This window comes from Yersinia massiliensis (assembly GCF_003048255.1).
In the GTDB taxonomy this organism is placed as follows: Bacteria; Pseudomonadota; Gammaproteobacteria; order Enterobacterales; family Enterobacteriaceae; genus Yersinia; species Yersinia massiliensis_A.
Genome location: NZ_CP028487.1, coordinates 901,025 through 915,727 on the forward strand (window position 1 = coordinate 901,025; position 14,703 = coordinate 915,727).

A 14,703-nucleotide genomic window follows, 5' to 3' on the forward strand; every position below is an offset into this window, starting at 1 on the left:
TTGAATAGAGCAATATCGACAATCATCATTTATTCGAAAAATTTAAAGAAGGGTGATAAGCAAAGTAATATGCCAAAGAAAGTGATAAACCAAACTGCTGGTCCCTTAAATTTATGCAGTGTTTCGACTTTATAAACGAGGTAGCAAGGAATTAAGCATGATACCAGACCAAACAAAGGGCTCCCGAGCTGCATAAAGAACAGGATAGAGAAGCGGGTTGAAATCCAAGCCCATAAGCCTAATACAACGCCAACGCTAATCGCAATATGAAGTACTTTCTGATTTATCTTTTCCTCTGGAATAAAGCGACAAATAATATTGGTCACAATCCCTTTGATTGCTTCTTGGAAACCGAGATAAATACCCAAGAATGCCGTTAATATGGCAAAAATGTTCAATAACGCACTCATGACTCTAACAACTGATCCAGGAATAACCTGTGCTGCAATGGCAAGTGCGGAGATATTTTGCTCAAAAGCGGAAACGGCTTGTTCATGGCTAATGGCAAAGGTGAATGAGAAGGCAAAGAACAATACGGCAACCGCAAGGATAATATAAGCGACACGGTTAGCGCGAATCGCTCGATAAGTGGCAATACGCTTATCTGATTCAATTTTACGATAGGCAATATTCATGGGGCTAAGTATTTGAACGAATAAAATAGAAAACAGGGTAAAGGGCAATGTTAAAAACACGTCGCGCATAAACGGCAACAGCGCAGGGAAGGCGGTAATATTATTAAAGTTCCAATGCGGGACCATCACAATGCCTAATACGACAATGATGCCGAATTTTATGCAAACCATCGGGCCGGATATCTTGAATAGTAAGCGTTCTCCTTGAGCGGCAATGCTAACTAATACCACCAGAACCGCCAATCCATACCAGATAGAGTTTGATAGTAGCCCTTCGGTCAGCCCAAAGGTTTGGATGTAGGAGGCACTGTCAAAGGTGACGGCGAGAGAGTATGAAAACATTCCGTGCAATAGCATCAGGAAATAGGCAATACCTAGCCAGAAGCCCCAGTTTCGGCCCAAATATTGTGTGATGACGTTGGTATAATCTTCACAGTTCTCACTTTCTGACAGTGTTTTAAGATAAAGACTTTGCAACAAATATATGGCGGGATATGAAATGATAACAGAGGCAATAAAGACCCAAATACCTTTAATGCCCACTTGTACCGGCATAAACACAATACCGGAGCCAATCGCCATACCAATACAGAGAATAACCCAGCCGAAGTCATATCGAGTAAAAGGAACGTTATTATAAGCGGTTTTTGATTTTGTATCTGCGTTTATTATGCTATTCATCGTTTTCTTCCTGTCGCAAGATAATTAGAATTAGTATTCTCACGAAATGAGATGTTTTTTTAAAACATCATGTATGCCAAAAAACCATACTGATATACAGGCATAGTACGTACAGGGAAGCTAAACTAACAGTCGTTGGCAGTGCTATTAAATGAAAAGACTTGTGCATAAAACGCAAAAGTTGATGTCTGTCTTATTTCTAGGGTGTTTTGATAGAAATAGGCATAAAAAATGCAGATAGCATCCCATTCCAAAGAATATAGCTCACTGTAAGATAATGGGAATTTTACTAATCTAGAGTATTGTGGATACTCCGTTGCCAGATTCGCCCGCCAGCATAAACTCATAAAAGGGGTATTGGCAGATGATGTCTTCAAGCAAATCTTCAGTTTTATTTAAGGCAAAAATTGATAACTACGCTATTTTCCGGCAGTTAGAGATTTTTATTAAGGTTGTGGAATGTAATAGCTTCTCAGCCGCGGCGCAGAAATTGAACCTGACGCCCTCTTCGGTGAGCCGCAGTATTTCTCAACTGGAAGAACACCTTGGTGTCGTTTTGCTAAAAAGGACGACACGCAACCTTATTTTAACCGAACCCGGTAAATATCTATTGTTTCGTGCGCAGCACTTGTTGATGGATCTTGATGATTCTTTGGTCAATACCTCCAGTTTCCGCAGTCACCCGCAGGGCCAGCTTAAAATTACCTGTTCAATTGCCTTTGGCGTTTGCCATCTGATGCGTTTGTACAGTGAGTATCGAAATATCAATCCAGATGTCAGGCTGTCGGTTGATCTTAACGATCAAAATATCAATCTGAATGAAGAGAATATTGATATTGCTCTGCGTATTACCGCGCACCCGCCGACTAACTTTGCTTTAAGAAAAATATGTAAGATCAACTGGGTCTATTGCGCGAGTAAGCGTTATTTAGAACATCGTGGTGTGCCTAAAACTCAAGCAGACTTAAAGTCACACGATTGCCTAATCAATCCAAATGTGTCCGATAGCTGGCAATTTATAGATGACGACGGTCATTCACAGGCATTAAAAACCAATAATATCGTTGAAGTGAATAGCACGTTGGGGTTATTAGAGGCGGCTCTTCATCATCAAGGGATCGTCAATTTGCCAACTTATCTGCTGGGGGATCATATAGCTAATGGAGAGTTGATTCCTGTTTTGCTCGATCATGATGTGAAAGAGCATGAATACAGCCTTTTTGCGCTCTACCACCCAGGTCATTATCAGGACCCTAAAGTGAGAAGTTTTATTGATTTTATTGTGGAAAAAATATCTGCAACACCCGCTTGGGATGATTGGATGACAGTGTAAGGGCTCAAAATCGGCAAACTGTCTTGGTATTGCGATAGGGGGTTGTCGCCGCGGCCAATGGTGCTTTCCCCCGACTTTTTATGCCGCCCTGGGGCGGCCATGTTTTAAGGGGCATTATTTACACTATTGACGTAACGCACCATGCCTTGGAGCAGTTGTGCAAACCGATGTGATTCATAATTACCGTCACTTGGCACCATCCAAACGCTGCTAAATTCCAATTGGATCGTTGGCACGCCATGTGCTGCGCCGAATTTGGTAATGGTTTCGTTCTTGGAGGCGGCAAAATAGTTATTAGAGTAATTGGAAATGCCCTCATTTCGTAATGAGGCGATGAGTTTAGTGAGCAGTTCGTCTTTACCCAGCAGCGATTCTCCATTCATCGTTCCAATATCGACATCATAGGGCCGAAAAGGGTGGCTGCCGTGAATATCAATAATGAGTTTCGGTTTTTGAGTTTTGATTAATTCGGCTAGCTGCACTTTATAATCATTATCATCGTAGTAGTTGGGATCTGACGGGGAGGCTTTTGTGGTGAAGATAACAGTCGAATTCGTCAGTTTCCCCAACATGATCGCCAGAGCTGCTGTCCCTCCTCCGTCAGAGAAACGATACTTTCCATCCCGGAATGGTTGAGTCGCATGTGGCGCGCTGATGATAATAGGTTCCTGCCCTAAGATAACGTCGAACCATTTTTCCCCCTCTCCCGGTTGAACATCCTGATTTTTATCTGCTTCCTTCTGATAGGCAATGGCTTCTTTGATTTGTTCTGGGCCGAGTAATGCTTTTTCAAAGTGACTCGTTTCCTGATTCAATGAGAAAGCGGGTGCTGAGAAAATAAAGAGTGCAACGACAGTGAATTTTCTAACTAATTTCATATTAAATAACTTCTTCATATTGTCATCTCTTGTTGAAATAGTTGCCGCTTAATTGCGTCTAAAAAACAAAAGTAACGAATTTTAGAAAGCCTACGTGATAAAAAAGACGCTGTCGTTACCCTCGACTATAACCTTGCCTGAACCCGCATAAACAAACCCTAAAGCACTTTCATCAAGGTGGCTATGCTGGTGGATGAGTTAATCTCCCGGCTAAAGGTCTATGCTAAGACGTACGCTATTGCTGGAATTATCAAAATTGCTAGAATGATCAAAATCATAAGTAGACCATGGATCGGTTCGCTCCCGCTGGCTAAACCGATCAGGTTTCTCGAACATATCCGGCATTTTGTTGTTTTTGGACTCCAAACAGATCTTGTTAATACATGCTCTGTTGTCTTTATAGGAGAACATCGAGTCACTATCCTTTAATACCAAAGGCTCTACAGCCATCAACGGGGTGGATATCAGAAAGAATGAAACAATAAATTTTATTAATTTTCGAAGTAAAGCAATAAGCATTAATAAATTAGGCATGATATTTCTCCATAAATAACAATTAAAAGTATTTTCCAAATAATATTCTAAGAATGCCATTGTTCACGAATTTCGGGCAGGGGAAATCCCCGAAAAGATAGGGAATATAACGCGTTGCTATTATTCAAACTTGTATGAGCGCGCGCTAAAAAATTAGCTTGCGAGAGCCACTGCCGTGACCATCCTCAGCGATTAACCTCCATGATTTCTCCCTCGATGAAGGACAACCGCTAAGCAGTCACAACGACTGAAGGTGGCTAAAAAACTTTATTCATGATCGGAGTCTTCCTCATAGCAAAATAGATCGCCGGGCTGGCATTCCAGCGCCTTACACAGACGCTCGACAGTATTAAGCTTAATGCCCTTTATTTTTCCATTCTTCATTAACGACAAATTGGCTTCAGTTATACCGACCGCTGCAGCAAGTTGCTTTGAGCGAATTTTTCTTTTGGCCATCATGACATCAAGTGTAATTATAATTGCCACCTAAAGACCTTATATATAGAGCTCATTCTCTTGATGAATTTTAGTAGATTCTCGAATCATCCAAGCGAATGCGCAAAGTATGATACCGACGACAACATCATAAACACTGTTGGTTGATAGCCCTAAGGAAAATACAAATATTCTTTCCCCCGGTGGTAAATCCAGTGAGATCGCCAAGCTTTGTCCTGTCCAGCTCAGTTGATACAAGAAAGGGCTGAGTATGTTCAATATACCTGCAGCCCATAGAAGCTTGAAGTTACGGGCAGTCCACAACTCATTTCTGGATAAGCGTAGGAAGAAAAGCCCAGCTAGCAACCAAACTGCAGAGGTGACGATAATCGGCAAGAAATTGAGAATAAAAAGCAGCGCGATTGCCATCTTGGAAAGTTGAAAGCTCGGCTCGGCTAGGAGAGGTTGACTGTCTGAAAACGCTTGCAAAATCCCTTGTAGCATAATGGTCCCATGGTTGAACCACATATAGAGCTCACCGACGGTATAAACAATGCCTAACCCCCAAGCAAGTATCGCCGTGCCTTTGCCCACCAAGCTGAGGCGAGTCGAGGAATGTTGCTTTTGGTCGGTTATAGGTTGTTTCATGCTTAAATCGTCCTTAATAAAATGAAATTTCCTGCAGAGTATGGTGATAAAATTATCGTATTACAATAATTTTTTGTTGGTTTGAGTAAATTATACCGTCAAGAAGGCGTTGCTGTTGAAATTAAATGGACGTTTAGCTAAATCGATTTTGAGCTAAGCTTATGGGCAATCTAGGTCTGCCAGTTGCTCCCGCCGCCAGCCCAGTTCAAACCAAAGCCCCAGCGATTGCATTCTGTCTAATATTTAGGTCATACGTAGGGTGTATTCCGTTTGATAAGTGGAACTCGGTGTAACCTCAGGGTAATGATTAATCTCAGCCGAAAGTCCATATCACGGAATGATATTTAACTTATATTAAGTGAAAAGGTATCAAGATAAATCCCGTATTTTATACTCTGCCTTTTGTTATCCTTATTTATACTATTTGATGCTCATTTGTTAATAATAATCATTGCCACATTAATTAACAATAATCATTATCAATAATTGGGAGGGGGTAATAACTTAAGGATAATACACTGGCACTTAAAATTGATTCTTATAACATTTGTGGTTTTTTACTCTGTAAACAATAATTTATAAAGTTATATTGGCTGCGTAAGAGAGGGGATTAGCTATCCAAAATGGCTTCTGTTCGGTTCTTTACATTCAAATGTTCCCTAAGATGAATTCTGACACTGTGGTATTAATTAAATTATTAATAATCATGGTTTTAGTTTGTCTTTGATAAGAAATAAGTATGAGGAATATAGGCGGAATTTTAAAAAACAAAGATCAAATAATGATCCAATTCCTACATTTGAGTGGGAATTTTATTTTGATTTGTAGTGTTAATCGTCGGAATAATAAGATTATTCTTGTTGTTATATGGAAAAGGATTAATTTAAGTTTCAAAATTAAAACATAATAAGCTACTAAAATGATCTAAACCAATATTTACGATTACCTTTTTATGCTCGAACGATCTAAAAAACCTTGCGACTGGATGTATTAAGAATTTTATTCTGCAAATTAATATTGATTGCAGGTCATTGATCTGTGTTATCGATATTTACTAGATGATTTGATCGTGTATACTTCAATCCATAGCCAGTGAGTGCAGTGAATAGGATGTTTCAGGGATTCCAAGGTGGTTTATATACAGTACGGAAATTGTGAATATTAGAACCTCGCTTTACTCCTACTATAGAAAGATATTTAAGATGTCGTTTTCGCTACCAATACATATATTGAGTTTCTAAATTCACTGAGTTTTTGAAAGAACTCATTAACTGCTCTTATTGCCAAGTAGCGATAAATATCTAATGGATTCTTGTGGCATTACCACAATCGAATGAACAAACATCAGTACTGAGTTATTTAACTCATACATCTATTACTAATTGGAAATTTAAATGAAAAAGTTAGCTATTATTGCCTCAATCGTTGCTGCATTCGCTGGTGTGAACGCTGCTCAAGCGGCTTCTACCGGTACCATCACTTTTAACGGTGAACTGACCGCTTCTACTTGTGATGTTTCTGTCGACGGCCAGGGTGCAGATGCAACAGTTGTACTGCCAACTGTCGGTACTAGCCAATTGACTTCTGCTAATCAGGTTGCTGGCAACACCGGTTTTAGCATGGCGCTGAGCAATTGTACTGGCACGCTGAAAACAGTTTCTGCTTTCTTCGAAGCGGGTCCGAGTGTCGATGTGGTTACCGGCCACCTGAAGAATGTGAGTGGTACTGCGGGTCTGGTTAGCTTGGAGCTTCTGGATGCTTCTAACGCCATGGCACCGATTAAAGCCGGTAACAGCAACCAGACGACCAGCACCACGTATATTGATGCTTCTACAGGTTCTGCTTCACTGCCGTATGCGGTTCAATATTATGCTGATGGCGCAACCACTCCCGGTACTGTAGTCAGCAACGTGGTTTACTCTATCCAGTACAAATAAGTATTAACGAGTCACGAAGAAATATAAAAGGGCAGATATCTGCCCTTTTTGATGGCAAGCGCTAGAATTAGGATATGCACTCTTTCATTAAGTGTCGAGGTTGTCATGAACTCTATTAACCGTCTTTTTTTCACCGTCTTCTCAACCTTACTCTTGATTTTATTTACCGGATACTCTGTTCAGGCCAGTGTGGTTATTACCGGAACGCGGGTGATTTATCCGGAGAAACAAAAAGAAGTGACGGTCAAGGTTAATAACACTGGCACTGGGCCAGTCGTATTACAAAGCTGGATTGACAATGGCGATGTCAATGCCCGTCCGGAAACGTTAAAAGTGCCATTTGTGCTGACTCCTCCTATTAACCGAGTCGAGCCAAATAAAAGCCAGACACTGCGTATTAGTTATACCGGTGCGACTTTACCAAAAGATAAAGAATCTGTTTTCTGGCTTAATGTGTTGGAAATCCCAGCTAAAGCAGATGCGGGTAGTAGCCAGAATTATTTACAGATGGCATTCCGCTCCCGCATTAAATTATTCTTCCGTCCTGCGGGGTTAGTGGGCAATCCAAATGATGCCGCACAATCTTTGATCTGGACCAAAGTCCCCGGTGGACTGAAAGCGACTAATCCGACCCCGTTTCATGTTTCTTTGGTCACGGTGGGCATGACTGGCAGTAAACAAGCGCCGGTTGAAGGCAAAATGATTAGCCCTAATAACTCGCTGACCTTTTCGTTATCGGGAAATACCGCCGGTAATAGCGTTGATTTTGAATTTGTTAATGATTATGGCGCACTCAATAAATTGAGTCAGCCCATTAAGCCTTAATTTAATTTATATATAACAGATAACAGCCATACAGAGCATTCGCTAATGACCACATCTATTTCGTGGGGGTGGAATACGTCTGTACACTACGGAATAATTGAATAATGAAACACCCTGCACTGACATTTTCCCGTAGTGGTCGCTTAACGCCCGTGGCGGCTGCTCTTATGACTACTTTTTTATCACCGACTATTTTTGCTGTTGAGCCTATCGATAGTGTCGAAGGAACCAACGCTCTTCAAACCAGTCATCCCCAGTCAGCTGAGTTTGACAGTATCTTTCTCAATACCGAACACGGTGGTTCCGGTATTGATTTAAGCCGCTTCTCGAAAGGGGGGAGTGTGCTGCCCGGCACCTATCGCGCTGATATTTATTTAAACAATACCCTGATTGGCAATGAGACGGTGGAATTTAAGGCCCGTGAGGATAAAAGTGTCCATGCCTGCTTATCTTCATCGGTCATTGCCAGTCTTAATCTCAAGACAGAAGCTCTACCGTCTGAATCATTGGCCCCGTTAAAAAAAGAAGCGGGCTGCGTCGATCTGGAGTCACTGATCCCCGATGCTCAGGTGGTTTTTGACAACGGCGAACAACGACTGGATATCGCTATTCCGCAGGCGCTGTTACTTCGTACCGCCCGTGGTACTGTCAATCCGGCTTTGTGGGACAGCGGTGTGACGTCAGGGATGTTGGGCTATTCGCTCAATGGCTACAGCAGTTCATCCAACGGACAGACATTTAACTCGGCTTTTGCTGGGATTAATACCGGATTAAACCTCGGCTCATGGTATTTCCGTCATAACGGCTCGTATAACTGGCAAGAAAATGGTGATAGCAAATACACCAGTATTAACAGTTATGTGCAGCGGGATATTCCGGCAGCCAAGGGCCGCGTGTTGTTGGGGGAATCCAATACGACTGGGCAGTTGTTCGATACAGTGCCGTTTACTGGTGCACAATTCAGTACCGACGACCGCATGTTGCCGGAATCATTACGTGGCTATGCGCCTGAAGTGCGCGGCATTGCGCGGACCAATGCGCTGGTTACCGTGCGCCAAAGCGGTCAGGTGTTGTATGAAACCACCGTTTCTCCCGGCGAATTTATCATTGATGACCTCTATCCTACCGGCTACGGCGGTAATTTGGATGTCACGGTACGTGAAGCTGACGGAAGCACACAGAATTTTCAGGTGCCGTTTGCGGCAGTAGCGCAGTTACTGCGGCCCGGTTCGCAGCGTTACAGCCTGACAGTGGGTAAAGTGCGTAACGATTCACTCTCCTTTACCCCTGGTCTTTATCAGGGAACCTATCAGCGTGGCCTGAACAACAGCATGACCGGTTATACCGGTGTGCAGGCCAGTGAAGATTACGCGGCTGTACAGGTCGGGACTGCATTCAGTACCCCGATTGGGGCGGTGGCGGTTGACGTGACGCAGGCCAATACCCGGCTGCGGGACGGCAATGAAAGTGGCCAGAGCTATCAGGTCAGCTACAGCAAGGTTATTACTGAAACCAACAGTAATCTGAGTGTGGCGGCGCACCGCTTTTCGACTCAGGGCTATCTGGATTTTTCCACGGCGATGCAAACTCTTGATGCTGAACGTCAGGGCTATGATGCCAACCGTATCTATCGGGCAAAAAATCGCTTAACCGTGACCGCCAATCAGGGATTACCGGAGGGGTGGGGCCAAATGTATATCAGTGGCTCTTTGCAGGATTACTGGAATAAGGACGGCAGTGACCAGCAGTATCAGATGGGTTACAGCAATAATTATAAAAGCATGACCTACGGCGTCAGCGTGAACCGGAGTCGTTCTGGATTTGGCGAGATGCAGAATACTTATCTGCTCAGTATGAGCTTCCCGTTAGGGCGGAATGACAAAGCTAACGTGCCACAAATGCGACTGGAAATGAACCGCAACGGTCAGGGAGACTGGGGCGAACAGGCATCTGTCTCTGGCAGTGCTGGCGAGCAAAGCCAGTTCAGTTATGGGGCGACGGCCATGAACAGTAACGGCGGCTCGGGAGCCAGTGGCAGTGTCAACGGTCAGTACCGCGGTTCTAAAGCCACCACGATGGCCTCTTATGGCGGTAGCAGCAGTTATCAAAGTGGCTCTATCGGGCTCTCCGGCAGCATGATTGCTCATCCCGGTGGTGTGACATTAACGCCGTACAGCAGTGAAACGTTTGCGGTGGTGGAAGCCAAAGGGGCAGAAGGGGCCGAAGTGTCCGGCTACTCCGGCGTGAAAATTGATTCACGGGGCTATGCTGTGGTGCCGTATCTGACGGCCTACCAGATGAATGAGATCACTATTGATCCGAAAGGCACCTCTTATGACGTGGAGCTGGAATCGACCAGTCAGAAAGTGGCCCCGAATGCCGGTGCGGTGGTGATGGTGAAATATAAAAGCACCAAAGGGTACCCAATATTGGTCAATGCCACTCAATCGGATGGTGAACCGGTGCCGTTTGGGGCTCAAGTGTTAGACACGAAAGGCCAAGTGGTGGGTTCTGTCGGTCAAGGGGGACAGATTTATGCGCGGGTCAGCGAAGAACGGGGTCGCTTGCAAGTCAGCTGGGGTGAAGGTACCGGCCAACAATGTTATCTCAACTATATTCTGCCGCCACAATTAGCCAATGGTAAAGCCAGCGCGATGATGCGTTTTACCTCGACATGTGTGCCTCAGGGTCAGGTTGATGAGCGCCGGGCTACGACAGTAAAAAGTGAGTAACATCATGAAAAAAATCCTGATGATTTGTCTGGTTTTGATACCAATAAAATCAGTATATGCATTGAATTGCACCTATATCACGGGTAGGGAGGCGATAAATACTACCATTCAACTTCAGGGTGCCAATATTACTGTAGGTCCTGACATGCCAGACGGCACAGTGCTGTACCGACAATATTTCAAGCCATCGTTTCAACCTGCGATCAATTGCGATGGAGGCCATACTTTTACTGTAAATGATGTGATAAGGCTGGCACCCAGGCCATTATCATCCTGGAATGGGAACCCTTATCCCGGGCAAATATATGAAACCGGTGTTCCAGGTATTGGCTTTGTTGCCTGGTACTCGGGCACTCCGTTTCCGAGGTTAAGAACCCAGGGAACTGCCCCTGGTTCCGTCACCCGCAGCTTTGCACCTGAATTCGATATCTCTTTAGTCAAGATAGGGCCGGTAACCCCCGGTATTCTGCTCGGGTCTAATCTCCTCACGGTTGGGGTTGATTATAATGTGCAGGGTGTACCTACCATGCCAATATTGACGGCAAACTTTGGTGGTTCTATCAATATAGTTTCACGTACCTGCACAACACCCAGCAATATAAATGTTCAACTGGGCAGTCATAATATAAATACCGAATTTAAAAGTGTCGGCAGTGTGACACCGTGGATAGATGCGAGTATTAAATTTACGGATTGCCCCTATTTTTATGGGACGAAAGAAGATGGCCGGAATTTCTTTTACTCAAACGATGGCACTCAGGGTACCGGAGCCTCTAAAGCGAATACCATTACAGTTACACTGACACCATCAAACCCTATTATTAATTCTGCCAGTGGCATTATGGCAGTCAACTCATCGACACAAATGCCAGCAGCTCAAGGTGTAGGGATTCAATTAGGTTCGGGGAATAATACCGAAACACCGGTGCCATTTAATTTTGGTTCTACCCCGAGATTTACGCCAGCAAATGATGGTACACCGACGTTTAAAATTCCATTATCCGCACGGTATTACCAAACCAGTGCGACAGTACAACCCGGCAGGGCCGATGGAAGGCTAACGTTTACCATTAATTATTATTAGAAATAGTGCCTAAGCGATTACAAATATTCTCACGTTATTTTCATCATGGTGAGATGAGTTAATAAGTAAACATTGGAATTTACACCTGCTTCAATGATCACAAAGCGAGTAATAATATGAATAAGCTTAATAAATTAATTTTGCTAAGTGCATTATTGAGTTGCAGCCAATATGCATTGGCACTGGCGACGTGCACCACTAAAATCACACCGGCGCGGACCTTTGTTGCCAACCTGTCACCTGCCAGTATTACTGTCGGGCCTGATATGCCGAATGGAACGGTGGTGTATCGGCTGGATTTCAGAGATCCGGGTACCGCTACAGATGCGTTTACTTGCGGTGCGGGGTCTTTTAACGCGCCTCAAACTCTTGAATATACCAGTACACCCACGATAGCCAATTGGAGCGGTACTCCTTTCCCTAATCGTGTTTATCAGACCCAGGTTCCTGGTATTGGGGTTGTTGTGTCGAGCGACTTGAGCAACCAAGCATTACCAACGGTCGCCTACACAACGACCTATTCCGGAGATGCTTTCTTCAATTTTAACGTCAGAATCAATGCGGTACTGTCTCTGATAAAAATAGGCCCGGTATCTCCTGGTACGATTAACGGCGCTCTTTTACCGCGGGTGAGATTAAATCTTTCGACGGACCCAACGCTCACAAATAGTACACCGATACCGATTTATAACCTCAGTTTTGGTGGTAGCTTGAATATTGTGTCTCAAACCTGCACTACCCCCGATGTGAATGTTGCGATGGGGTCTTTTGAGGTGAGTAAATATTTTACCGGGATTGGATCGACCACACCTTGGAAAGATGCATCAATTAACCTGACGAACTGTCCCGTTTTCTATGGATATTTTAATAATAGCTCCTACAACACGTCACCAGGGAGTGGTGTTACGACAGTGGGTCAGCCTATAAATAATACGTTAAGCGTCAAATTGACCCCTGCGACAGCAATATTGAATTCGAGTAATGGTATTTTTGCTATCGACAGTTCTAATGCTTCGGCAGCAAAAGGTGTTGGAATACAATTGGGTTATGGTGCAACGAGTTCACCGTCTCTTTTGGACTTTTCCAAAAATATCACAGTATCACTCACCAGCAGTCAACAATCAGTGAAGATACCGTTATCGGCACGATATTATCAAACGGCATCGGCCGTCTCGCCAGGAAGAGCTGATGGAAAAGTGGTGTTTTTGATTAATTATTATTAATAACTTACATCAAACAATGTTATTAGCCTCGTCATGGGGAAGTCAACTTCTCCATGGATTATTGATGAATCACCTTGAAATTAATAAGCATGTAATTTCAAGGTGCTGAAAGTTGCTGTAATTTATTACCGTTATGAACGGTGCTTATTTTCACGATTGACCACTATTAAACCAGGATGGATAAGGAGACCAGCGAAGGTCTCAACGCATACTCTTTGATCCACACCAGATATTTGATTTTGCGTTTAACTGTTTGTTTATTCGATTAATCGTTAGATAATCTAAATGTAAAGGGTGATTTATGAGAGATGTTGTTATATTCAGTGGCAGTGACTTAATCCGGTTTGCCTTAAGAGCGATTATAGAACCTGTATTCATGCACCGGCCGGATAGAATCTGTTCGGTCATTAAGATCTGTACTTCATTGCCAGAATTTGAGCATGAGATTTTAATGTCTGTCAATCCAGTTGTTATTTTTGATGTTGATAATATACCCGTTATGAAGCAGTTTAATACATTAATAACGATCAGAAGAAAAATAAAAACAAGTAATATTATTTTTTACTCAAAAGACAATGAGTTATCTGGTGGCTACTCATATTTCAAAAGTGCCAATGTAATGCATCTTTGTAAGACAGCAACAGTCAATGAAATAGAGTCCATTTTACATCAGTGTTTTTATCAATGTGTAACTTCGTTGAATAACACACCCAATATTTTTCAGTGCAGTAAAAATCAATCCTCTAAATTAACAGGGAGGGAGCATCAAATACTACCACTTTTAATGTTTGGACTAACCATTAAAGATGTCGCGGACTTATTGAGTGTTAGTACAAAAACGATAAGTTCTCACAAAATTAATATACTTAAAAAATATCAAGTGACTAGTTTGGTTGAGCTTTATAATAAATGGAAAGAAATCCCGACTTAAATACTACCATCGCTTTTCAGTTATCGAGGTTTCAATATGGGCTTGTTGCAATAATTGGCTTTTTAATAAAAATTAAGCCATTCATCCCTTCGTCAGTAAGCCCTTATAACCTCTAACTATTTAAAATGTTGGTGTTTTTCACCTGGCGATGCTCTACATCCGGCAAGCATTTACCTTATCGCTTCAGCAACGTCAGCGCTCATATTACGGGATATGATAGTCAGCTCAGACCTCGTCAATATAATGGTGGGTTGACGCCGAATGAATCAGAATGACTGTTCTGGAAAAGCTCAGAAGCCGCGGCCACAAACATCTACCTTCGTGTCATATCCCAATTAACCGCCGGATTATAGCTGATGATACCGGGCTGTGTTGCATATCACATAATTGTGGAGATTCGTTGTTGCGGACGGGGGGCAATTTCGTAAATCTCTTTTGCTTCAATCGTTTTAACAGGAACCAGAAGATCGGGTGTTTTCAGCGTGGTGATATCCCTCGAACTAATGGATGGAAACACGTGGGTGTCGGCGGGTTTAGAATGCCAAAACGGACCTCCGTGGAGGTCCGTTGATATGAATGGTGCCCAGACTCGGACAACCCGCGCAGCGGTGTTGAACGTCGCTTGCGACGGCCCCGAAGGGGTGAGACCTGCTTGCAGGGCGAATAATCGAACCTTGTTTGATGAAGAGTCCAAACGCCAGAAAGCAAAAAACCAGCTATTAAGCTGGTTTCTTTAAAATTGGTGCCCGGACTCGGAATCGAACCAAGGACACGGGGATTTTCAATCCCCTGCTCTACCGACTGAGCTATCCGGGCAACGGGGCGCA

The 14,703-nt window shown here is 43.3% G+C and carries 11 protein-coding genes, 1 tRNA gene and 1 pseudogene; 7 read left to right on the top strand and 6 right to left on the bottom strand.

Going from position 1 to position 14,703, the window contains the following annotated elements; genetic code table 11:
- Nucleotides 1-29 precede the first annotated feature (29 nt).
- On the bottom strand, nt 30-1,217 hold the full coding sequence (locus tag DA391_RS04065) for an amino acid permease (RefSeq protein WP_230820137.1): 1,188 nt from the start codon (nt 1,215-1,217) through the stop codon (nt 30-32).
- A 466-nt stretch (nt 1,218-1,683) separates the two neighbouring features.
- Here DA391_RS04065 and DA391_RS04070 point away from each other — a divergent pair, with 466 nt between their 5' ends.
- Complete coding sequence (locus DA391_RS04070) at nt 1,684-2,649, top strand: LysR family transcriptional regulator (protein WP_050083296.1); 966 nt, start codon at nt 1,684-1,686, stop codon at nt 2,647-2,649.
- A gap of 104 nt (nt 2,650-2,753) precedes the next feature.
- Here DA391_RS04070 and DA391_RS04075 read toward each other — a convergent pair whose 3' ends face one another.
- The 3 genes from DA391_RS04075 to DA391_RS04090 form a co-directional block, all read right to left on the bottom strand.
- Nucleotides 2,754-3,545 (bottom strand): ketol-acid reductoisomerase, encoded by a 792-nt coding sequence (locus tag DA391_RS04075; protein WP_108087398.1) that lies wholly within the window; start codon nt 3,543-3,545, stop codon nt 2,754-2,756.
- 783 nt (nt 3,546-4,328) lie between these two features.
- A complete protein-coding gene (locus tag DA391_RS04085) occupies nt 4,329-4,547 on the bottom strand; it encodes a helix-turn-helix domain-containing protein (RefSeq protein WP_050083286.1) in 219 nt (72 codons plus the stop codon).
- Between the two features lie 9 nt (nt 4,548-4,556).
- Nucleotides 4,557-5,144 (bottom strand): hypothetical protein, encoded by a 588-nt coding sequence (locus DA391_RS04090; protein ID WP_050286714.1) that lies wholly within the window; start codon nt 5,142-5,144, stop codon nt 4,557-4,559.
- Nucleotides 5,145-6,538: 1,394 nt separating this feature from the next.
- Here DA391_RS04090 and DA391_RS04095 point away from each other — a divergent pair.
- From DA391_RS04095 to DA391_RS04120, 6 genes are all read left to right on the top strand, one after another.
- Nucleotides 6,539-7,081, top strand: a complete 543-nt coding sequence (locus DA391_RS04095) for a fimbrial protein (protein WP_050083288.1) — start codon at nt 6,539-6,541, stop codon at nt 7,079-7,081.
- 105 nt (nt 7,082-7,186) lie between these two features.
- Nucleotides 7,187-7,906 carry a fimbrial biogenesis chaperone gene (locus DA391_RS04100; RefSeq protein WP_108087399.1) on the top strand — a complete coding sequence of 240 codons (720 nt, stop codon included), beginning with the start codon at nt 7,187-7,189 and terminating at the stop codon, nt 7,904-7,906.
- Nucleotides 7,907-8,010: 104 nt separating this feature from the next.
- Nucleotides 8,011-10,638 (top strand): fimbria/pilus outer membrane usher protein, encoded by a 2,628-nt coding sequence (locus DA391_RS04105; RefSeq protein ID WP_108087400.1) that lies wholly within the window; start codon nt 8,011-8,013, stop codon nt 10,636-10,638.
- 4 nt (nt 10,639-10,642) lie between these two features.
- Nucleotides 10,643-11,722, top strand: coding sequence for a fimbrial protein (locus tag DA391_RS04110; RefSeq protein ID WP_050287512.1), 1,080 nt, complete (start codon nt 10,643-10,645; stop codon nt 11,720-11,722).
- A 116-nt stretch (nt 11,723-11,838) separates the two neighbouring features.
- On the top strand, nt 11,839-12,945 hold the full coding sequence (locus tag DA391_RS04115) for a fimbrial protein (RefSeq protein WP_050879115.1): 1,107 nt from the start codon (nt 11,839-11,841) through the stop codon (nt 12,943-12,945).
- 301 nt (nt 12,946-13,246) lie between these two features.
- Complete coding sequence (locus DA391_RS04120) at nt 13,247-13,876, top strand: helix-turn-helix transcriptional regulator (RefSeq protein ID WP_050287510.1); 630 nt, start codon at nt 13,247-13,249, stop codon at nt 13,874-13,876.
- 382 nt (nt 13,877-14,258) lie between these two features.
- Here the strand turns inward: DA391_RS04120 and DA391_RS24425 are convergent.
- Together DA391_RS24425 and DA391_RS04135 are read right to left on the bottom strand one after the other, a co-directional pair.
- A pseudogene (locus tag DA391_RS24425) lies at nt 14,259-14,411 on the bottom strand (phage integrase central domain-containing protein); the annotation flags it as partial.
- 205 nt (nt 14,412-14,616) lie between these two features.
- Nucleotides 14,617-14,692: transfer RNA gene (locus DA391_RS04135), tRNA-Phe, on the bottom strand.
- Nucleotides 14,693-14,703 lie beyond the last annotated feature (11 nt).